Origin of the sequence: Bacteroides muris (ex Fokt et al. 2023) (genome assembly GCF_024704895.1) — a bacterium.
GTDB lineage: Bacteria > Bacteroidota > Bacteroidia > Bacteroidales > Bacteroidaceae > Bacteroides > Bacteroides muris.
Map to the genome: position 1 here is coordinate 1 of NZ_JAMZEE010000005.1, position 22,119 is coordinate 22,119.

The 22,119-nt window shown below is 46.0% G+C and carries 19 protein-coding genes; 3 read left to right on the forward strand and 16 right to left on the reverse strand.

Annotated features, from left to right (window positions below; all coding sequences use genetic code 11):
• A partial coding sequence (locus M1B78_RS03115) for a transposase (protein WP_257939865.1) occupies positions 1-602 on the reverse strand: 602 nt, incomplete at its 3' end.
• A 363-nt stretch (positions 603-965) separates the two neighbouring features.
• Between M1B78_RS03115 and M1B78_RS03120 the strand changes: the two genes are divergently transcribed.
• From M1B78_RS03120 to M1B78_RS03130, 3 genes are all read left to right on the forward strand, one after another.
• A complete protein-coding gene (locus M1B78_RS03120; RefSeq protein ID WP_257939866.1) occupies positions 966-3,794 on the forward strand; it encodes a beta-glucosidase in 2,829 nt (942 codons plus the stop codon).
• Between the two features lie 13 nt (positions 3,795-3,807).
• Positions 3,808-4,935 carry a lactonase family protein gene (locus M1B78_RS03125; protein WP_257931871.1) on the forward strand — a complete coding sequence of 376 codons (1,128 nt, stop codon included), beginning with the start codon at positions 3,808-3,810 and terminating at the stop codon, positions 4,933-4,935.
• A gap of 70 nt (positions 4,936-5,005) precedes the next feature.
• Complete coding sequence (locus tag M1B78_RS03130) at positions 5,006-6,055, forward strand: DUF4831 family protein (protein WP_257931872.1); 1,050 nt, start codon at positions 5,006-5,008, stop codon at positions 6,053-6,055.
• Between the two features lie 7 nt (positions 6,056-6,062).
• Here the strand turns inward: M1B78_RS03130 and M1B78_RS03135 are convergent, their stop codons facing one another.
• The 15 genes from M1B78_RS03135 to M1B78_RS03205 form a co-directional block, all read right to left on the reverse strand.
• Complete coding sequence (locus M1B78_RS03135) at positions 6,063-6,416, reverse strand: PqqD family protein (protein ID WP_136010456.1); 354 nt, start codon at positions 6,414-6,416, stop codon at positions 6,063-6,065.
• Positions 6,417-6,435: 19 nt separating this feature from the next.
• Positions 6,436-7,827, reverse strand: a complete 1,392-nt coding sequence (locus M1B78_RS03140) for an MFS transporter (protein ID WP_257939867.1) — start codon at positions 7,825-7,827, stop codon at positions 6,436-6,438.
• A gap of 155 nt (positions 7,828-7,982) precedes the next feature.
• Positions 7,983-8,372, reverse strand: coding sequence for a preprotein translocase subunit SecG (gene secG / locus M1B78_RS03145; protein ID WP_136010458.1), 390 nt, complete (start codon positions 8,370-8,372; stop codon positions 7,983-7,985).
• A gap of 4 nt (positions 8,373-8,376) precedes the next feature.
• Entirely contained in the window at positions 8,377-9,150 is a 774-nt protein-coding gene (locus M1B78_RS03150; RefSeq protein ID WP_257939868.1) for a tetratricopeptide repeat protein, read from the reverse strand.
• Between the two features lie 4 nt (positions 9,151-9,154).
• Positions 9,155-9,679 carry an LptE family protein gene (locus M1B78_RS03155; protein ID WP_136010460.1) on the reverse strand — a complete coding sequence of 175 codons (525 nt, stop codon included), beginning with the start codon at positions 9,677-9,679 and terminating at the stop codon, positions 9,155-9,157.
• The gene (locus M1B78_RS03160; RefSeq protein ID WP_257939869.1) at positions 9,666-10,916 is read right to left on the reverse strand and encodes a sigma-54 interaction domain-containing protein; all 1,251 of its coding nucleotides are present in this window, start codon (positions 10,914-10,916) and stop codon (positions 9,666-9,668) included. The genes M1B78_RS03155 and M1B78_RS03160 overlap by 14 nt, the downstream gene beginning before the upstream one ends.
• A 1-nt stretch (position 10,917) precedes the next feature.
• Positions 10,918-12,015, reverse strand: coding sequence for a 4-hydroxythreonine-4-phosphate dehydrogenase PdxA (gene pdxA / locus M1B78_RS03165; RefSeq protein ID WP_136010462.1), 1,098 nt, complete (start codon positions 12,013-12,015; stop codon positions 10,918-10,920).
• Positions 12,016-12,020: 5 nt separating this feature from the next.
• Positions 12,021-13,076: a DUF4837 family protein gene (locus M1B78_RS03170; protein ID WP_136010463.1), complete on the reverse strand. Its 1,056-nt coding sequence runs from the start codon at positions 13,074-13,076 to the stop codon at positions 12,021-12,023.
• A 71-nt stretch (positions 13,077-13,147) separates the two neighbouring features.
• Entirely contained in the window at positions 13,148-14,188 is a 1,041-nt protein-coding gene (rlmN, locus tag M1B78_RS03175) for a 23S rRNA (adenine(2503)-C(2))-methyltransferase RlmN (protein ID WP_257939925.1), read from the reverse strand.
• 154 nt (positions 14,189-14,342) lie between these two features.
• Positions 14,343-16,481: a SurA N-terminal domain-containing protein gene (locus tag M1B78_RS03180; protein WP_257939870.1), complete on the reverse strand. Its 2,139-nt coding sequence runs from the start codon at positions 16,479-16,481 to the stop codon at positions 14,343-14,345.
• A 123-nt stretch (positions 16,482-16,604) separates the two neighbouring features.
• Positions 16,605-17,861, reverse strand: coding sequence for a hemolysin family protein (locus M1B78_RS03185; protein WP_136010466.1), 1,257 nt, complete (start codon positions 17,859-17,861; stop codon positions 16,605-16,607).
• 4 nt (positions 17,862-17,865) lie between these two features.
• On the reverse strand, positions 17,866-18,492 hold the full coding sequence (lptC, locus tag M1B78_RS03190; protein WP_176468471.1) for an LPS export ABC transporter periplasmic protein LptC: 627 nt from the start codon (positions 18,490-18,492) through the stop codon (positions 17,866-17,868).
• A 5-nt stretch (positions 18,493-18,497) separates the two neighbouring features.
• Positions 18,498-19,823, reverse strand: a complete 1,326-nt coding sequence (locus tag M1B78_RS03195) for a tetratricopeptide repeat protein (protein ID WP_257931878.1) — start codon at positions 19,821-19,823, stop codon at positions 18,498-18,500.
• A 45-nt stretch (positions 19,824-19,868) separates the two neighbouring features.
• Entirely contained in the window at positions 19,869-21,131 is a 1,263-nt protein-coding gene (locus tag M1B78_RS03200) for an outer membrane protein transport protein (RefSeq protein ID WP_257939871.1), read from the reverse strand.
• Positions 21,118-21,849, reverse strand: a complete 732-nt coding sequence (locus M1B78_RS03205; protein ID WP_136010470.1) for a type III pantothenate kinase — start codon at positions 21,847-21,849, stop codon at positions 21,118-21,120. Before M1B78_RS03205 ends, M1B78_RS03200 begins: the two co-directional genes overlap by 14 nt.
• Positions 21,850-22,119 lie beyond the last annotated feature (270 nt).

Here is a 22,119-nt window from a genome sequence, read left to right on the forward strand (position 1 = left end):
GAGAGCATGGAGGGAGTCAACTCAACGGAGGTGTCTTTTACAGAGTTCTCCTGTACAATGGCTTCATCCACCTGCTCTAGAAGGATGCGAACCTTATTCAGCAACCTTGTACGGTTCTTTTCGACTGTCTTGCGCCAGACAAAAGTATATTTGTTGGCCTTGGACTCAATCTTGGTGCCGTCGATATACTCCACGTCAAGACTGATGAAACCCTTATCGGCAAGGACAAGAACCAACTGCGTGAAAACGTTGTTTATCTCCTCCTTTACACGGTTACGGAAACGGTTGATGGTTATGAAATCCGGATGCTCATGACCGGCAAGCCAGATATAATGAATGTCACGCAAAAGAAGCTTCTCTATTCTACGACAGGAATAGATATTATTCATGTAAGCGTAGATAATTACCTTGAGCATCATTTTAGGATGATAAGCTGAGCGCCCCGTTTCTTTATAAAGCTTCTTGAAATTATCAAGATTGAGATTATCAACAACTGCATTGACTATGCGGACAGGGTCGTCCGCAGCTATGTTTTCATCAATTCTTTGTGGAAAAAGAACGGTTTGGTTGGGAATGTAAGGACGAAAATGTAACTTTGCCATAACGAAAAAAATGATGCCTAAAGTTACATAAACTTTGGGTAATAACAAAGCCTGGGCTTGGGAAAGTCCGGGCTTTGCGCATAAAAAAAGGTTGTGCCAGCATTTTGACACAACCTCCTTCAATCTAAAGATAAACCTTATCCCCTACTTCAGACATCCTTGCCAAGGAACTGAAAGGGCCTTGCAAGCAGACTGAAACGGCCTTACCAACCATACCCGTCCCGGCAGCCTCATGCAGGCGGTACCTCTTCCTCCAAAACCTATCCTCTGGAAGATATTGGAACTAAATATGAACGATTTCCGCCACTGTCTGCCATACAATTTTCCTATCTTTGCGTCAAAGATAAAATTGCATAAATTGTCATGAGAAAACTTATTGTAGCTACCTTGTTGCTAAGCAGCGGTACTTTGGTATCGGCACAGAAAAGGCCTGAAACACCGGCCACGTACAAACCGACAAAAAGCGAGATGTACCACAAAGGTTGGATAGACTTCAACAAAAATGGGGTAAAGGATGTGTACGAAGACCCGGCCGCTCCGCTCGACGCCCGCATAGAAAACCTCTTGCAGCAGATGACACTGGACGAGAAGACCTGCCAGATGGTCACTCTTTATGGATACAAACGTGTACTGAAAGACGACCTTCCCACCCCCGAATGGAAACAAATGCTGTGGAAAGACGGCATCGGCGCCATCGACGAACATCTGAACGGCTTCCAGCAATGGGGACTGCCGCCTTCGGACAACGAAAATGTCTGGCCCGCATCGCGCCATGCCTGGGCACTGAACGAGGTGCAGCGTTTCTTTGTAGAAGACACCCGTCTCGGTATCCCCGTAGACTTTACCAACGAAGGCATACGTGGCGTGGAGAGTTACCGTGCCACCAACTTCCCCACCCAATTGGGATTGGGACACACCTGGAACCGCGAACTGATTCGCCAAGTAGGACTCATCACCGGGCGCGAAGCGCGCATGCTGGGCTACACCAACGTCTACGCCCCCATCCTCGACGTAGGACGCGACCAGCGCTGGGGACGTTACGAGGAAGTTTACGGTGAATCCCCATACCTTGTAGCCGAACTGGGTATCGCGATGGTGCGAGGCCTCCAGCATAACCATCAAGTGGCCGCCACCGGCAAGCACTTCGCCGCCTACAGCAACAACAAAGGTGCCCGCGAAGGCATGGCGCGCGTCGACCCGCAAATGTCACCGCGAGAAGTGGAAAACATACATATCTATCCCTTCAGACGGGTCATCCGGGAAGCCGGACTGCTGGGCGTAATGAGTTCGTACAACGACTACGACGGCATTCCCATTCAAGGCAGTTACTACTGGCTCACCACCCGCCTGCGCGGTGAAATGGGCTTCCGCGGCTATGTAGTATCCGACAGTGATGCCGTAGAATACCTCTACACCAAGCACGGCACCGCCAAAGACATGAAAGAGGCCGTCCGTCAAAGCGTGGAGGCCGGACTGAACGTACGCTGTACATTCCGTTCTCCCGACTCCTTCATCCTTCCCCTCCGCGAACTGGTAAAAGAAGGCGGGCTGAGTGAAGAAGTCATCGACGACCGTGTGCGCGATATCCTCCGGGTAAAGTTCCTCGTCGGCCTGTTCGATGCTCCCTATCAGACAGACCTTGCCGGTGCCGACCGTGAAGTGGAAAAAGAAGAAAACGAAACCATCGCCTTGCAGGCATCCCGCGAGTCCGTCGTTCTGCTGAAGAATGCCGGTGGACTGCTGCCTTTGGACATCAACTCCATCAGGAAGATTGCCGTATGTGGTCCCAACGCCAATGAAGAAGGCTACGCGCTGACCCATTACGGCCCCCTTGCCGTGGACGTTACTACCGTACTGGAAGGCATTCAAGAGAAAACGAAAGGCAAGGCAGAAGTGCTCTACGCCAAAGGCTGTGACCTGGTAGACGCCCACTGGCCCGAAAGCGAAATCATAGACTACCCGCTGACCGAAGAAGAACAGAGCGAAATAGACAAAGCGGTGGAAAACGCCCGTCAGGCCGATGTTGCCGTAGTGGTCTTGGGTGGAGGACAACGCACCTGCGGCGAGAACAAGTCGCGTAGCAGCCTCGACCTGCCCGGCCGCCAACTGCAACTGCTCCAAGCCATACAAGCCACGGGTAAGCCCGTCGTACTGATACTCATCAACGGACGCCCGCTGTCCGTCAACTGGGCAGACAGGTTCGTCCCAGCCATTCTCGAGGCCTGGTATCCCGGCTCCAAAGGCGGAACAGCCCTTGCAGACATCCTCTTCGGCGACTACAATCCCGGCGGAAAGCTGACTGTGACATTCCCCAAGACCGTAGGCCAGATTCCCTTCAACTTCCCCTGCAAGCCTTCTTCACAGATAGATGGCGGCAAGAATCCGGGCCCCGACGGTAACATGTCGCGTATCAACGGAGCGCTCTACCCCTTCGGATACGGCTTGAGCTACACTACATTTAAATACTCCGACCTCGACATCAGCCCCAAAGTCATCACCCCGAACGAATCGGCCACCGTCCGTCTGAAAGTGACCAATACCGGAAAACGTGCCGGAGACGAAGTGGTGCAACTCTATATCAGAGACGTAGTGAGCAGCATCATCACCTACGAAAAGAACCTTGCAGGCTTCGAGCGTGTCCATCTGGAACCGGGCGAGACGAAGGAACTGTCATTTACCATCGACCGCAAACACCTGGAGCTTCCGGATGCCGACATGAAATGGATAGTGGAACCGGGTGACTTCGTACTCATGGCAGGCGCCTCGTCCGAAGACATCCGGCTGAACGGGACGCTGACCGTAGAAGATTATCAGACGCGAGCCAAAGCCGTCGAAGCCCAAAAACCGGCAAAGCGTGTGAGCGCCAGCACCAACCAGGAGGATGCCGAAAACGTGCTTGATGGAAAAATCAATACCGTATGGCAAGGAAATAAAGGAGATTATATTACCTTTGCCTTGAAGAACGGAGTCAAGGCAGACAAAGTCGCCATAGCCTTTACACGCGACAACAACCTGCCGGCAACTTTCGAAATCCAGCTCTCGGGCGGTGGCGGACAGTTCCTTACCGTATACTCGGGTACCGTCGGCGAATACGGCAAGCTGATTTCCTATCCGTTCAAAGGAACTACTGCCAGCGACCTCCGCATCGTGCTGAACGATGACCGCGTCGGTGTGGCGGAAGTAAAATTTTAACGTGCTAAAAATAATGAAAACACTTCTTTTCTGTATGCTCGGATTAGGTCTGACTGCATGTGGCTCTTCTCCAAAGAACGCTCACAGTAACCAAGACGAACTCGCCATGCTGGTGGGTACTTATACCAATGGTTCAAGCAAAGGTATCTATACTTTCCGCTTCAACCAAGAGACGGGAACGGCAGTTCCGCTCAGTTCAGCGGCATTGCCCAATCCCTCCTACCTCGTCCCCTCGGAAAATGGCAAATTTGTCTATGCCGTCAGTGAAATGAACAACAGTACAGCAGCCCTCAGTTCCTTTTCCTTCGACAAAGAAACGGGAGAACTGCGCCTGCTGAACACCGTCCCCACCCTCGGCGCCGACCCCTGCTACGTGGCCACCAATGGCCGGGAAGTGTTGACAGCCAACTACAGCGGGGGAACCATGTCCGTCTTTCCTTTACAGAAAGACGGTACTTTGGTCCCTGCAGACACCCTCTTTCAAGGCGAGGCCACCGGGCCCGACACCATACGGCAAGCAACTCCCCACATCCATTGCACTGTCTTTTCACCGGACAGAAAGTATATATTCGCCACCGATTTCAGCGCCGACCGCATCCTGCGGTTCGTCGTGCACCCCAACAATCCTATTCCTCAGACTTCCCCGGAAGCCGTTGACATTGAGGCGGATTCCGGTCCGCGCCACCTGACATTCAGCCCCGACGGAAAATTTGCCTATCTCATCACCGAGTTGTCCGGCAAAGTCATTGCCTTCAGCTACAATGACGGCCGCCTGAAACAAATACAGACCATTACAGCCGACACCGTAGCTGCCCGCGGAAGCGCAGACATCCACCTCAGTCCGGACGGGAAATACCTCTATGCCAGCAACCGGCTGAAAGAGGACGGCATTGCCATCTTTGCCGTGAACCCCGAAAACGGGACTCTGGCAAAGGTGGGGTATCAGCCAACCGGCATCCATCCCCGTAACTTCAACATTACGCCCAATGGCAAATACTTGCTTGCCGCCTGCCGTGACAGTAATGTCATTCAAGTATATAAACGAAACGGAGTTACCGGACTCTTGGAAGACACCCATCAAGACATTGTGGTCGACATGCCGGTTTGCATACAGTTCGTCAGCTCTGTTAATAATTTATAAAGCAATATTTAGCAAAGATAACTTCATTAACTTTGTCCCTCAGCTAAATCCGTCTAAACGAATGTACATTATGAAGAAGAATATATTGATGCTCTCAGCTCTGTTCTTGTCTACCACTGCCATAGCACAAACAGACGTAACCGCCGGCGTGATGCGTGGCAAAGACTACGGGATAACCTATATGTTGCCCAAAACAGAAATAGAAATCGTATTGCAAGCCACCAAGCACACCTACACTCCCGGAGAATTTTGCAGATATGCCGACCGCTATCTGCGTCTCAACAACGTATCTGCCGAACCGGAAGAGTTCTGGACACTGGATAAGATAGAAACCCGTATAGCCGGTGTACCGGATAAGGACAACGTCTATTTCGTCAAAATGAAAGACAAGACCGTGGCACCCCTTATGGAGCTTACTGAAGACGGGATTGTACGCTCCATCAATATTCCGTTCAGTGGCAAGCCGACTGCCAAGATGCCTGAAACCAAAAACACCGAAAGCAACATTGACCCACGCAGTTTTCTGACAGAAGAAATACTGATGTCCAACTCCAGTGCCAAGATGGCCGAGCTGGTGGCCAAGGAAATTTATAGCATCCGTGAAAGCAAGAACGCCCTCCTGCGTGGCGAAGCAGACAATATGCCCAAGGATGGCGCCCAGCTCAAGCTGATGCTCGACAATCTGAACCAACAGGAAACGGCTATGACAGAAATGTTCTCGGGCAAAACAAAGAAAACCCCTAAGACATTCACCATCCGGCTGACGCCTAAAGAGATGAAAGATGAGGTGGCTTTCCGTTTTTCCCGAAAGCTGGGAGTGGTGGCCAATAATGACCTTGCCGGTGAACCGTATTATATCAGCGTCACCGACCTCAAAAGTCCCGATGTGCCTGCAGCCGAGGAAGGCAAAAAGAAAGTGGACGGTGTGGCCTATAATCTTCCGGGAAAGGCGCAGGTTACATTAGTATATAACAATAAGAAATTGTTTGATGACCAACTTCCCATTACCCAATTCGGCAGCGTAGAATATCTCGCACCGGTGCTATTCAACAAGAATTCGACCATCAAAGTGCTGTTTGATACGGCAACGGGAGGATTGATAAAAGTGGATAGGGAATAAAGGGATTCTAATCCCGAATTGTCAACTGGATAAATCCATCCTTACGCAACTGCATTACGTAGGTGGTGACTCGGGGAATATAATTCTCTCCCTCCCCAAAGTGCCCGGCAAGCAAAGAGATGATTTCGCGCACGGTACGCTGTCCGTCTATCAGATTCCAGACGGCTGTACCGTGTTCTTCAAGCCTCACACGGATGTCAGGAGACATCCCCTTCGGCAATAACAAACGACGCATCCATTCGTATTTAAACCGTGGATAGGCGAGTACAGCGTACTCACCTTCCCATTCGGTTGTTATATGTCCGCAGCGAACCGGAACAGCGTCCAACAGACTTACTTTTCCCTCGGGTATTTCCATCATACAATATCCGCTTTTCCTATTATTTCTGAATATTAGGTTCTTCCAGCTTGTAACCATACTTCTTGTCTGCCTTTTTCAGCAATAGGGCCACTACAAGGGACAAACAGGCAATGCCGGTAAAAATACACATCGGAACCATATAGTCATACATATTCGTTCCATCAGGTTTCTTACCGGATATACAATAGGCATCAAGCACCCATCCAATCAATGTAGGAATACCCCAAAGACCGATGTTCTGGATAAAGAAAATCAATGCGTACGCCGTACCCAGCTGGCTTACTGGGAATATCTTGGCCACAGCCGGCCACATGGCAGAAGGTACCAGCGAGAAGGCAATACCCAAAATTATCATCAGCACAATAGCTACCAACCAATAGTTTATATCGGGAATAGCATAAATGAAATGCACACATATCAGCATGGCCGAACCCAGCAGCATGATAGATGCGGACTTGCCCCGTTTGTCAATGAAACCACCAAAGACCGGAGTCAGAATCAGCGCCCCCAGTGCCGGAAGTCCGGCAAATGTACCGGCCACATTCTCATTGATACCGTATTTGATAATCATCAACTCGGAAGCAAACTTCTGGAATGGGAATACACAAGAATAGAACAATACGCACAGCAATGCTATCAGCCAGAAACCGGGATTGACCAGAATATTCTTCACATCCTTAAAGGAGAACTTCTCTTCCTCATCTTCCGCACCGGCAGCAATGGCAGCAACTTCCATCTGTCTGTCCAGCTTCTTGTCCATCACTGCAAAGATGAAGAAAGCAACCATACCGCCCAACAGCAGCACCAAGCCCAACAACACCGGTGTGGAAATACCGAAAGCACGGGCCAGAGGAATGGCTACGGCATAACCGGCCTGCGAACCGATACGCGCCAAAGCAACTTGTACGCCCATAGCCGTGGCAAGCTCTTTTCCCTTAAACCACTTGGCTATGATTTTGGAAACTGTAATACCGGCAACCTCAGCTCCGACCCCAAAAATGGAATAACCGGCAAAAGCAACGAACACACCGGTTTTATAGCCAAATATCTCATTGATTCCGAATAAAGTCGCATCAGCACCAGCAAGTCCCGTCATTGCGTAGTATTCAAGTGCTGTACCACCTACCATCAGGATAGTTGCCAGCTTTCCGGTGAAACGGATGCCAAAACGGTCGAGGATTAATCCTCCCCAAATCAACATCAGGAAAAAAACATTCAGGAAACTATAACCACCGGTAAAGAATCCGAAATCGGTACTGGACCAAGCCAAGTCCGTTTCCAACATTGTCTTCAACGGTGCTACCACGTCATTTACATAATAAGCTGCCATCATCGTGAAGGCAACAATCACCAATGCTCCCCAACGGGTAGCCTTGGAATCATCCAATTTAAGTTTGAGTTGTTCTGTCATCGTACTATTTAGATTTCAATTTATTAATCAAATCACATTAATTGCTGACAAAGGTAAATAAATACTTCATTAAAACGAAAAAAAGGTTGATACCTTTTCAGTATCAACCTTTCTCTTATTTTTCCAAGCGGGAATCATCCGAAATATCCCTTATCTTATTCTGCCGCAGGGGCCTCTGCTGCAGGAGCAGGAGCTTCTGCTGGAGTTGCAACTGCAGGGGCTTCCGATTGCGGAGCTTCTGTACCTACGGGCATGTTATAAGGATTAGTTTTTTCTTCTTGTTGCGCCTGTTCCAGAATCACATCACCGCCCTTGCCTGTGGAAGAAGGAATAGTGTAAGCAGAAACAATACTGAAGACTACCATGACAGCAGCCAGAGTCCAGGTTGCTTTTTCCAGAAAATCCGTAGTCTTGCGCACACCCATAATCTGGTTGGATGATGAAAAGCCTGATGCCAGACCGCCTCCTTTAGAATTTTGAATCAATACAATGAAGCACATCAGCACAGACACAATCAGCATTAAGATAATTAATAATAAATACATTTTGTTATTTTGATTTAGCGTTAATAATCAATTTCTCCAAAAATCTGATTTGGTCTGCAAAGTAAGCATTTTTTTTTGGATAATTCAAACTTAATTTTTTAATAATTTCAAGTGCCTTGTCATATCGGTGCTGTTTTATATAGATTTTGGCTAAAGTTTCCGTAAAACAGCTATCGTCCAACTCTTCCGTTACCGGCGATACAGAGGGCTCTTCCTCTTCTTCAGTCTCTTCCTCCTTCTCTACAAGAAACCCCCTTCTCGTATCAGAAGCATCCGAAAACTCACTCTTTTGGATAAAATCATCTATCAATTCATGCCCGCGCAGTTTAGGTACTTCCGGCTCATCTTCCGCATTCACATCGGATTCTTCCTGCATTAAATAGGCCGTATAATCTACCGCATAATCCAGCTCCGTATGCTGTGAATGCTCTTCAGGAACAGTAGCCAAAAATGCATCAATCAAGGAAAGAGTACGGTCCACACTCGGCTCTTTCTCAGAATTGCCGGAAAAAAGCGACGAAGCCTTCCGGGATTTCAAGGTATAGCGGTCACCCTCTATAAGGTAAAACAACACACGACGGTCTGCCACATACAACAGGGACTTGCGCAACTCCGCGCCAAAGTTGATATCGTGCAGAAGATAGAGGTTTTTCAGATAGAGCAAACGGAGTGACTGGAAATAAGGATAACGTGCCATCAATGTGCGTAGCTCGTACAAAGTATCCCTATTCAGCGTCTCGGGATGCTGAATCCATTGTTGCAAATGGGTAGATGTCATAAGTTTACCAGTTAGCTACAGTTGCATTGAAAATCTGTTCGGCAATATCCTTCACCATCAAGGTTATCAGCTGATCCTGCACTTCGGTTAACAATTTTGAGGAATCATAGGTCTGAAAAGCCGAGAACTGCTGTTCGAAATCCTCCTCATGGTTCGTGTTGTTGGTGTAGCGCACATTGACTGTCAGTGTCACCTTCACCTTCGAAGAATAGCCGCTGGCATCCACCGATTCATTATATTGGTTGTAGCCGGTGATTTCTCCGTCTATGTCCAAGTCTCCGCCGGAGTTCACCAGTTGCAGACGGGTCTGCTGAATGAACATATCCTTCATTTTCTGGTTAAACTCTGTTGCCAGCGGTGCATATACATACTCTGCCCGGTTCTGGAAATCGGCTATGGAAATCGTTTTTACCTTTGTATAGTCAATAGAACTTATCGGGGCAAGTCCTAACTTCATACTACACGAATTCACCAAAAATGACAAGCTTGCCAACAAGAAAGCAAATGCCGCTTTTTTAATCCAATCCATATTCTTTTATCTTTCTGTATAACGTACGCTCAGAGATATTCAAATCTTGAGCCGCACTTTTACGCTTGCCATGATGCTTGTCAAGCGCCTTACGTATCATTTCTTTCTCCACTTCATCCAAAGAGAGTGATTCCTCCACATATTCTTCCGTATCCTGAAAATCATCGTCCACCGGAGTAACCGGCTTTACCGAAGGATGTATAATGGTAGGGACACTGGACGTCACCGGAGGCACCACCGTCGACGCAGCCGGTGCATAATAAGCCGACGCAGCAACCGCCGAATTGGCTACAGTTCCCCTTTCAGCCATAATCTCATGCACCAGCTTTTTCAAATCCGTTACATCTTGACGCATATCAAACAGAACCTGATAAAGAATTTCCCGTTCACTCCCGAAGCTCTTGTCTTCCTTCACTCCAAACAGGGCAGGCAGGCGCTGTATGTTGTTCTGCTCAGGCAGATAACCCTTCAGTATGGATGCATTGATTTCACGATTAGTCTCAATAATGGATATCTGCTCGGTGATATTCTTCAACTGGCGCACATTACCCGGCCATGAGTAGCCCAGCAACACTTGCTTACCGTCTTCCGTCAGCTGAATGGCAGGCATACGGTATTTCTCCGCAAAGTCCGAAGCAAACTTGCGAAACAGCAGCACAACGTCCTCACCGCGTTCGCGCAATGGAGGAACCTGAATAGGTACTGTGTTCAAACGGTAATACAAGTCTTCACGAAAACGTCCGTCAGCAATAGCTTGTGTCAAGTTTACATTGGTAGCGGCAACAATACGCACATCGGTCTTTTCTACCTTAGAAGAACCTACTTTAATGAACTCACCGCTCTCAAGCACACGCAACAGGCGTGCCTGGGTAGGCAAAGGCAATTCGCCGACTTCATCAAGGAAGATTGTTCCGCCATTGGCTTCACCGAAATACCCCTTCCGTTCACCGATAGCACCGGTAAACGCGCCTTTCTCGTGACCAAACAGTTCTGAATCGATTGTCCCTTCGGGAATGGCCCCACAGTTCACGGCAATATACTGTCCATGCTTGCGCCGGCTGTACTGGTGTATTATCTGCGGAAAGCTCTCCTTTCCCACACCGCTCTCTCCGGTAATCAGTACAGACAAGTCGGTAGGCGCTACTTGGATAGCGATATCAATGGCACGCATCAACGCTTCGTTGTTACCGATGATGCCAAAACGTAATTTTACTTGTTGTATTTCCGCTTTTGTCATTCTACAAATCTTCTTCTACACTATCGAGTTTCAATTTGTCGCTATCGTCACGTTTCTCGTAATATTGCTTGCGCAACGGGTTTGCATGTGCCTCTTTCTCACGCTGGCGATTACGAAACACATCTATAGCTACATAAATAGCTTGCCGGAATGAATCTTCAGAGGCTATTCCTTTCCCTGCAATATCGTAGGCTGTACCGTGAGCAGGCGAAGTGCGTATCACTGGCAATCCGGCAGTGTAGTTCACGCCCTCGTCCATAGCCAATGCCTTGAACGGTGCCAGCCCCTGATCGTGATACATGGCCAATATACCGTCAAAGTGAGTAAAGTTATCTGAACCCACAAACCCGTCTGCCGGATAAGGGCCATAGCAAAGTATACCCTTAGCAACCATTTCGTTGATGGCCGGAATGATTATCTCCTGCTCTTCAGTACCCAGCAATCCGCCGTCTCCTGCATGCGGATTCAACGAAAGCACTGCAATACGCGGTGCTCCGATAGCAAAATCCTGCTTCAAGGAGCGGTTGAATATCTTCAGTTTTTCTTGTATCAGTTCTTTGGTGATGCTCCCAGCTATCTCTTTGACGGGAATATGTCCAGTCACCAATGCCACCCGGAAATCATCTTTCATCAGAATCATAAGGGCCTTCTCGCCATCTCCCAGTTTCTGTTCTATATACTCCGTATGCCCAGGGAAGGCAAACTCCTCCGACTGGATGGTATGCTTGTTGATGGGGGCTGTGACAATCACGTCTATTATACCCTCTTTATACTCCTCAATAGCTTTTTCCAGTGCACCAAGTGCAGCTTTACCTGCTTCAACGTCAGGTTTAGAAAACTCAACCTTTACTTCATCATCCGTACAGTTCACTACACTCAAGCGATTAGGATCCGCTTCGGAAGCGGAGTTGACGATACTGAAGTTGATAGGCAGGTCTAATGATTTACGATGATAAGCTGCCACCTTAGGCGAACCGTAAATAATCGGCGTGCACAATTCCAGCATCACCGGGTCTGCAAATGTCTTTAAAATCACTTCATACCCTACACCATTAATGTCGCCTTGTGTAATGCCGACTCTTATTTTGTTGTCTTCCATTTTTATCACTTATTATTAGTAGTATCTTTTGCGGTTATGCCTACCGGAATTTCCGCATCTTCCTGCTTGCTGCCAGGCAGTCTCAAGGTATAGAGCGAAGCCTCCATCTGGCGTACCAGATTACGTTTCATTTTATCAGGTGAGTAAATAAATATTTCCGATACGATAATTCGTTGGTTGGCTTTGTCCAAACGTACATGCGATACGAACGGGCCGCCCATAAAGTCGCCCTTCACACGCCACAAACCGCGGACCTCGAGTGCATAGTCACCCTGCACACTGATAGGACGTACGTCAGTCATCAAAGAATCCGTCGACATATACATGCCTTCTTGGGCACCCGGGATATTGATTTTCATCACGGAATCGCGCTTATGAACAAAATATTCTTTAGTAAACGTATCCTTATCCGTATAAGGATAAGAGTAGATTACAAAATTCTGGTCGCCGGTAGCCGCATTCGTACCTGCCCAGAAGAAGTTCTCCCCCTCCTTGGTAGATGTCAGTTCTCCAGGCACCCATACATCGCAATCAAACAAGCTCTTCACCTTCGTTGCTATATAGTCGCTATGCTTGTCCTTCAATACTGAAATCTGACGGTTCATTTCCGCATGGGTAAAGAAATCAATGATTACCTGCCTGTTCTCCTCCACAAAGTTCTCGAATGAAGCCTCGTCCGGTGCCTGAATAGTGAGAATAGACTGGGGAGCAGCATATACATTCCTTGCATACTTGAATTTAGGCTGAGTATAGAGATTCTTGTTCACATCAACAATAATGATATTGCGAATCAGTTTCAAAGTGGCATCATAATTGGAAGGGGCAGTATACATGATTCGGAATGAACGTTCTGACTGGGGAAGCCCCGGAACATCAGAATCAAGCACATCGAAAAGCGCCCTACCGGCAGGACGTTCCCACAGACCGGGATCAACCACTACCAGGACTTCATACGCACGACCACTGGAAGTCGGAGTAAACATACCCTTTTTGCCACCACCACAAGCAGAAAAAAGCGTCAGTATAAGAACCATACTTAAATAAAACACGTGCTTTCTCATATCTTTATCACTTTTAGTTTTTCACAAAGCTACGAAGAATACACAGTATCCTCCTTACCTAAATTAATAATTTATATTAATTCTTCTTTATTCTCCTCCTGCTTTGCAGTAGATAACATGCCACAAGCGGCAAATATATCCTCTCCACGCGATGACCGTATAGTGGTAAACAGGCCATGCGAAGTCAGATAATCACGGAACGCAGTCATGGTTTCCATATCAGCCCCTTCAAGATTCACTCCAGGTATGGCATGAAAACGAATCAGGTTAATCCTGCAGTCCAGCCCGCGCAACAACTTCAGAAGTTCCTTTGCATACGGTAACGAGTCATTCACACCTTTGAAAACAATATATTCAAAAGATAGTCTGCGCTGTTTGCTAAAATCATAGTTTCTTAACATTTCCACAATCTCCGTGATGGAGAAGGCCTTCTCTGCCGGCATCAGTTCGCGACGTTGCAATGGTATCGGCGAATGAAGGCTGATAGCCAGGTGGCAGTCCGATTCCTCAATAAAACGCTGCAAGCCTTTCTTTAATCCCACAGAAGAAAGTGTAACACGCTTGGGACTCCACGCATACCCGTAAGAAGAGGTCATTATTTCCAGCGCTTTCAAGACCTCGTCCAGATTATCAAGCGGTTCGCCCATACCCATCATTACCACATTGGTCAGTTTGTCCCTTTCGGGCAAGGAATTGATTTGGTTGATAATCTGGTTGGATGTCAGATTGGCGGTAAAACCCTGCTTGCCGGTCATGCAGAATTTGCAGTTCATTTTACAGCCTACTTGGGAAGAGACACAAAGCGTAGCCCGGTCTCCGTCGGGTATATAGACAGCTTCCACAAAATGTCCCTCGCCTGCCCGATACAAGTATTTCACCGTACCGTCTAAAGAGCGCATGGCATCTACCGGCGCTTCGGCGCCTACCTCACAGATTTCTTTCAGCAATTCCCGATGTTTCAACGAAAGATTGCTCATCTCGTCTATAGAAGTCACTTTCTTGTCATACAGCCAAGAAGCTATCTGCCTGGCAGAGAAACCGGGCATTCCCAGATTCTTCACCACATTCTGCAATTCAGAGAGCGTCAAGCCCAATAGAGGTCGTTTCTGCATATCTTTTTTCATTAAGAACAAAACTCTTTCAAGATTGCAAAGGTAGGAATAAAGTTGCACAAAGGCAACGGAGAATATGGAAAATGAAATGTATAGACAACGAAAAAAGCCGCCCGGAAATACCGGACGGCTTTTCAATATGGGCTTTCTATTCTTAGAAGAATAAATAACGTTGGTCTTTTACGTTGGCTTTCAGATACAAGTCGTTGATGAACTGGCTTGCCATGCGTGCATGCATGTTGGCCAAGTTAGCCTCTTCCGTTTCCTTGTTGAATGTTTCGTTCAGTTTCTCTTTTGCATAAGGTTGAAGAACAAACACACCACCGTTGCCTTTGATAGGAGCGCTCAGCTTGTTCACCTCGGCAATAGAAGCGTAAGCGCCTACCAGCGGTTCACTGCTACGCAATGCCGGGATATAGGCAGGAGCCGAGAAAGTGACGTGCTTTACAGAATCACTGACAGCATTTGCCATATTCTTGTACTGCTCGAACGAAGTTGCGTTGGCAGCCTTCATGTCAGCCATAATCTTCTCAGCTTTCTTGTCACGGAGAATTTCAGCTCTCAACTGGTCCTTTACCAAAGCCAGTGGACGATAACCTTCAGGAACAACACTTGCAACACCTACTACCAGCATACGGTCGCTCTCGCCACATTCGTACAAACCGGAAACTTCACCCGCTTTTGCCTCAAATGCCCATTTCAAAGCATCTTTGGTACCCCTGATACCACCGATACCATGTTCTGAACTGTACAAGTCTGCTCTATCCAGCAACTTATAACCGGCATCTTCCGCATTGGCAGTCATTTTTTCTAAAGTATTGTTTGCAGCGATAAACTGGCTGAACTCATTGTATGCCTTACTGTAAGTTTCCTTACTGAATTCTACCGGACGCTTGACAACGGCTACCTTATATTTATTCTTGACGGCTTTCTTATTGGTTACCTCCAAAATGATATTTGCCTGTCCTAAAGCCAGATTAGTCAGTTCATTCTGTCCCAAAGTCGTAACAGCAGTAATATATTTCAAGTTATCGCCATCAATCTGCGCACCTTCGTAATTAGCAGAGGAAATCCAAGTAGGCTCACCGGTCTGGCCATACTTCTTGGCGATTTCCGCAAAACCGGCACCACCCTTAATAGCATTGTAGATACTGTCTGCCAAAGTCTTTGTCTTTTCCGCATCTTCAGCAACTACCTGAATCTGGCGATACTCAATAGAATCCGGCATGGAAGCAACAGCCAACTTCTTGAAAGAGTTGAGGGTATTGTCCGATACATTATAATAAGGTCCGAATACGCCACCCACTGCAACAGAATCCAGACGAGCCGCCACATCGGCAGGCAGAGATTTAGTTGTATAAAACAAATCGGTGTAAGAAGTCTCAGAACCGGTAGAACGGATGAAAGTAGTATAATCAGAAGGATTGGCAGTAAGTTGTTCGGTGTATTCCTCCATTTCCTTTTGAAGAGCAGCTCTGTCTTCCGCACTTGCAGTAACTTGTACATCAATGAACTTGATATTGCGAGTTTCCACATATTGCTTGAACAGTTCTTTCTTCTTGTCGTATGCAGCCTTCAAATCGGAATCCTTGATAACGATAGTAGAATCAACAATAGAAGAATAGGGAACTGCAGCAAGCAGCAAATCTGACTGATCCACTCTTGCATCAAAAGCATTTTGTGCTTCTACCGGATTGGAAAAAAGGGACTTTGTAATCAAAGCCTGATACTTTTCCTGAAGACGTGCCTGGATAAGAGTCTTTTCGAGGAAAGACCAGAACTTGTACATGGATTCATAGTATTCCACATATTGTGAAGGCATCTGTGCCTTATTCATTTTTGAATAGTCCACCAAGAACTTCTTCAACATATCCTTATCAAACGCACCGGTCTGAGGATTACGGAACGGAGTCTGTTGCAGCATCGGATGCACACCGGCATTAATGATGGCCTGAATCTCAGCCTTCGACACAACCAGACCGAGCTTCTTTGCTTCCTTTTCAATCAGCTTATTATTGACGTATGTTCTCCATACTTCATCTTTGATTTGGTTTGTCTGCTCATCGCTCAATGCACTGTTGCCACTGGAGAACTTGATGACTTCTGTATATTCTTCTACCAATGTCTGAAAATCCTGAGCGGAAATTGATTCCCCGTTCACTTCACCTACGTCTTGTGACTGGTGTGGCTGAAGCACTTTCCACGCATCACCTGCGATGAAAGCAAACAGCGCCAAACCAATAACAATCACCAATAAAGGTCCTTTAGACCGAATGTTTTGTAATGTTGCCATTTTAGTTAATATGATTTATTTGTTTATTATTATTTTTCCTAACATGTTCATTTTAGCGCACGAAGATACAAAAAATGCTAATACGCATCCATTTATTCTTTAAAAATTTGCGCCTAAATGAAATTATTCGACAACTTTCAGTCTCACCAACTCTATTTTAGTGGCTGTCACCTTAATTATTTTGAACTGATAGTTATCTACTTCAATCACTTCATGCAGTTTCGGAAAGCTTTGATAGCGGTTCAGAATCAGACCGCCCACAGTCAGATAATCATCCGATTCCGGCAAGTCAATCCCGAAGGTTTCATTTACTTTTTCTATTTCCAGACGTGCCGAAAGCACATATTCATGTTCACCCAGCTGCTTACATACATAGGACGTATTATCATGCTCATCCTCAATATCGCCGAAAATCTCTTCCACCAAGTCCTCCAAAGAGACGATACCCGCCGTACCGCCGAATTCATCGACCACTACAGCAATGGTTTTTTTCTGCTGCATAAACAATTTCATCAGTTTATGAGCCGACATCGTTTCAGGCACAATGGGGACTTCCTTCACGTTGTTCCTCCAGTCCACCGGATTTCTGAACATCTCTGACGAATGAATATATCCCACCACATTATCTATATTTCCATCATATACTATGATTTTGGAAATACCCGACTCCACAAAAAGACATTTCAATTCTTCCAATGTAGTGGTCAGGTCTACAGCTACCACCTCTGTACGCGGCACAATACAGTCACGTATCTTTATATTCGAAAAATCAAGCGCATTTTGGAATATCTTGACCTCTGCATCCAGTTCTTCCTCGCTTTCGGCATTCTCTATACTCGACTGGATGAAGTAGTCCAAATCCACTTTACCAAAAGCCTTGGCTGACGCCTCCTTGTTTACTTTCATTCCAGACACCCGAAGGAACAGATAGGACAATCCCGATGCAAACTTTGAAATAGGAAAGAGAATGACATAACATATAAATAAAGGAATAGCGCACACCCTCAGCATCAGATTGGGATTAATTTTAAACAAAGTCTTTGGTAAAAACTCACCGGTCACCAAAATAATAAGAGTGGAAATTATAGTCTGTACCAACACCATTACGAAATGGTTGGAAATAATTCCGGCAAGGAGATTCACCTCTATGAGCTGCGCCATCAGGATACCGTAAATGACAAGTGCAATGTTGTTACCTACCAGCATGGTCGAGATGAAGTTGTTCGGATTGCGAAGGAAATAGGAAATGATACAGGAAGTGACGCCAGCCTTCCTTTCCATCTCAAAGCGCAGTTTATCTACGGAAACAAAAGCAATCTCCATCCCCGAAAAGAAGGCGGACAAAGCCATGGTTATCAATAAAAAAATAACGGTATCCATTTTATCAATTTATGGTATCAGTCTGCAAGCTGTCGGTCGCAGCAGTTTCCTCGTCAACATAAAAGATGCCCTCCGGCTTGCGAATCGTATAAACAGTCATTTGCTGATTGGATTCAAAACCATGTCCCATAATGATACGGTCAGGCTGCTCGATACGGATAAATTCATCCGAATAGATTCTTTGTGCCCGCTGGTCCCAATACAGCAACTCTGTATCAAACTGCTCACCTTTCAAATTCTGTATATGTACATTTCCCATCAGTTTCCATAATTCTTCCTTATTAAAGAAATAGGCTGTATCGGCCTTGATACTTGCCTCCACTTGGAAGATAGAGTCAAACTTCTCCAAATAAACCCCCTTTTCAAAAGCCCAGTAAGGAGGATTTTTGCGGTCAAAAACCAGCCACTCTTCCGTATTGATGCGATAACGTGTCACACCGGAATCGGACACCAGCGTAGTCACTCCGCGGGTGTCCATCACCGCCATAGAATCACGCTCGGTAATGGCATCGCCCAGTTCCTTTTTCTTTCCGGAACATGAAGAAAATAAAAGAAGCATAACCACTGCCCCAAGGACAATGGTTATGCTCACATTTTTATGATAAACAACGTTGATGAGTTGTAGCAACATGGTTTTTATCTGATAGTTGTAGATTCACCTATCCATCCGCCGATAGTAATACGGTCACCGGCTTTGTAACCCAACATAAAGAGGTCTTTAGCTTGGGGAGTGTGACGAGAATAAGTACCAATCAATTCGTTAGCACGTTCTGTAACTGAAGGATCTACCGCTTTAGCTCTCTGCAACTTGTCAATTACCACAAAGTAAGTGCACTTATTCAGAGCAGGTTCATCAGTCCAATTAGGATTAGAACCGTAAAGCTGTGCCAGCAAGATATAAGGATCACCGTAGTTTTCCTTAAAGCCGATAGCTTTTTGACAGTATGCTCTTGCCTGAGAGAGTTTCTTAGCCTGCATCAAGGCAGCAGCAGTGGCATATGCCATTTCAGCTTTCTTGTCATTATCAGTTTCCTTAATTAATGCTTCGTCAAAGTATTTCACGGCATTGTCATAGTCGCCTTTCTTATAGTACATATATGCTACACCTACAGCTGCATCGGCAGTCGGGTCAATCTGATACATGTATTCGGAAGCCTTGAAATAAACTTCACTTTCGTTACACTTCATCAACTTCAAGATATTCAATGCTTTCTTCAAGAAAGTAGAATCCGTCTTATTTTCTTCTACCTTAGGACCATAGATATTCTGCAAAGATTCACAATCGGCTACACCACTCTGAATGAACATGGCCACGAGGTTATCCTTGATAGCTTGCAAGTTAGCCTTCTTAGCTTCCTTGGTTTCAGCAGCAAGTGCGTCATCCGCATACTTGGAAGCATCAATATAATCCTGGAAGAACTGGTCAGTATGATTGTCATCTGCCTTTACCTTCTGCATAGAGACATCCAGAAAATAGTGCAAAACCGCACCTTTGGAACCACCCTTTTCAGCTTGAACAGATTCTTTCAGCCAATTGTAAGCTGTATTAAGGTCCGGAGCAGGAGCGAACTGAAGATAATCCACAGCTTTAGCGCCCAAGGCATCAGCTACACTCGGCACGCCCTTCATTCCCTTACTAATGAATTCAGGAATGTACTTCATTCTCAAGTCATATACATCCATCAATTCATCAAAATACTTCTTGTAATCAGCAGAATTTCTATCCTTTATCTGACTCAAAAAGCCCGCCAAGATTTTCTGAGCATCTGTAAATGTGTAATACCGCAGTGTAGGACAATCCTTCAATACAGCCATACAAGGAGCGTATGCATCCTTAAAGTTACCAGCTCTCACTGCTTCATGAGAGATACTACTGTTCGAATTACAATTTTCAGTCTGTGCGAAAGTGCTGGTCACTCCACCCGAAAGGAGCAGAACTGCCACAAGCGTCTTAATTTTCATTGTATTTAAATTTTAGTTGTTATATTTTTGTCTATTCAATCTCCATTAATCCACTTTACGTTTGAAGAACCAACGCTCATTAAAGGTTACTCCAACACAAATACGCAAGGTATTTTCATTCAAGAACGTAGCTTGGGTTCCTTTGGTTCGCACGTATTGTGCAGAAAGGCTCAATACGGAACGGGTTCTCGGTATGGGTAATCCAAAACCGGCAGTAACACCATATTCATCAGCGGCACGTACACCGTCTATCTTATAATAAGGTTTGGAATAATAAGCCCCCAAACGATACTTCACATGAGACAAATAACTTCTTCCCATAGGATTCGGCAAATACTCTGCACCAACGGATATTCTTCTACGGTCGCAAAACGCCTCGTCATTGTTCATATAGCTCACTTTGCTCCAATTCTGGAACATCACATCCGCCCCTACCGTCAGACGATTGTCGTACACATACGTCACACCTACGCCAAATGTTGTCGGAATGCCGCAAGCGACAATAGTGTCTTTCGTTGTCGAGGTAATTCCCGTATTGCTATTACCTGTCTGCATAACTTCGTATGCATCGTTACTCAAATCGTGCCTCGGAGAAAAAACAACTCCTAGCGTTGCCACATGCTTTTTCCCAAACTGATGGGTGTACTGCGCTCCAAAATCCACTTTATAACTCTTTACAGCTACATTAGACTGTATTGTAATAGGAAATACACTTGAACTGGACGGAAAAGTTTCCGCAGCGGTTCTTGTTATATCCCCCCAAAGATACGAAAAATTCGCACCGACAGAAAGATTTTTAATTATTTTAAAGCCTGCGCCTAAATAAAGCTGATGCAGGCCTCCTTCCCCCGAATAGCTCACTGTAGTAGATTTGTCTGGAAATTCCGCATTCTCCCGATACTCTCCCATGTTGTATCCCACATTCGAATAAGGCAACAGCCCCAAGCTTATGGCAGCCCATTTACTTGCACGAAACTGCATCGTAATGTAATCAAAACTGGAATTCTTGGCATTTCGCTTCAGAGTACCGTTACCGAGGTTTGTATTCTGCAAGGAGACTGCTCCATCAAAGATAAAAGTCAGTGAATCTACCGCCGTATAGGATGCTGGATTAACAAAGTTGGTCTGGTACTTATCTCGCAAGCCATAGGCAATACCACCCATCGCCCTGCTGTTACTTGAGCCTTGTTCAGATAACTGTCCATATCCATATCGTGTATAGGGAGAATTTGTATTATTTTGAGCAACTGACGTTCCCGCTAACATCGTGAGCAAGAGCACTAACAGTGTTTGTCTATAGCCTGTCATTATTATAGTTTAAAATTCTATTTAATCCTTTCAACACTAAAAATCTGTCTGCAAAGATGATACTTTTTAAGTTTGTATCAAAAGAAAAATCATCCCCGCCCGTTAAAAAAACCAAAAGTTCAGGATATTTATGCTTCATAGACGTAACATAACCTGAAATTTCATATTGAATACCCTTCAGCACTCCGGCGCGGATAGCCGTATCGGTATCCTTTCCCATAGACATCATACGCCCTTCAGAAGCCACCAACGGAAGCCGTCCGGTAAACTGATGAAGCGCCTTGAAACGCATCTGCAGGCCGGGAGAGATATTACCGCCATGATAACGAGCAGCCGCATCAACAAATTCGTAAGTGATACAGGTACCGGCATCAATCACCAGTATATCTCTGCCGGGAAATTGCTCATTGGCTCCCACCACCGCCGCCATGCGGTCATACCCCAAAGTCTGGGGAGTTTCATAGAGATTTTCTACCGGAAGAGGAGTATTTTGATTGAGCCACAGAACGGGGGCAGCCAGACCTTCCAGCTGCGACAACACCTCTCTGCTCAAATCAATGACAGTAGCCACTATCGCTTTTTCAATCGTATATGCACGGCATACTTCAGGCAACCGTCCCAACGTCCGATTGGAGTCATACACAACCTCCACGATACGTCCATCATCAAACACTGCCATCTTGGCGGTGGTATTTCCTATATCAACAATGAGATTCACCGTATTGCATAATTTTAGCGGCGCAAAGATATAACATTAATATTAAAATCCAGCAGAAACCAAATCTTTATTAGAAAGCAATCACACGAGAATCCTTATTCATTCCGTACTGAACAAGCACAATACCACCCCGACAATCTGTTGAGATTTATTGAAGCCATAACACCGTACCACAACTACCTGATTATCAGTATGATTAAAACACATTGCATTCAGCATACGACTGAACCCTATTCAATATACCACTATATCTTACACTCGTATCATTTG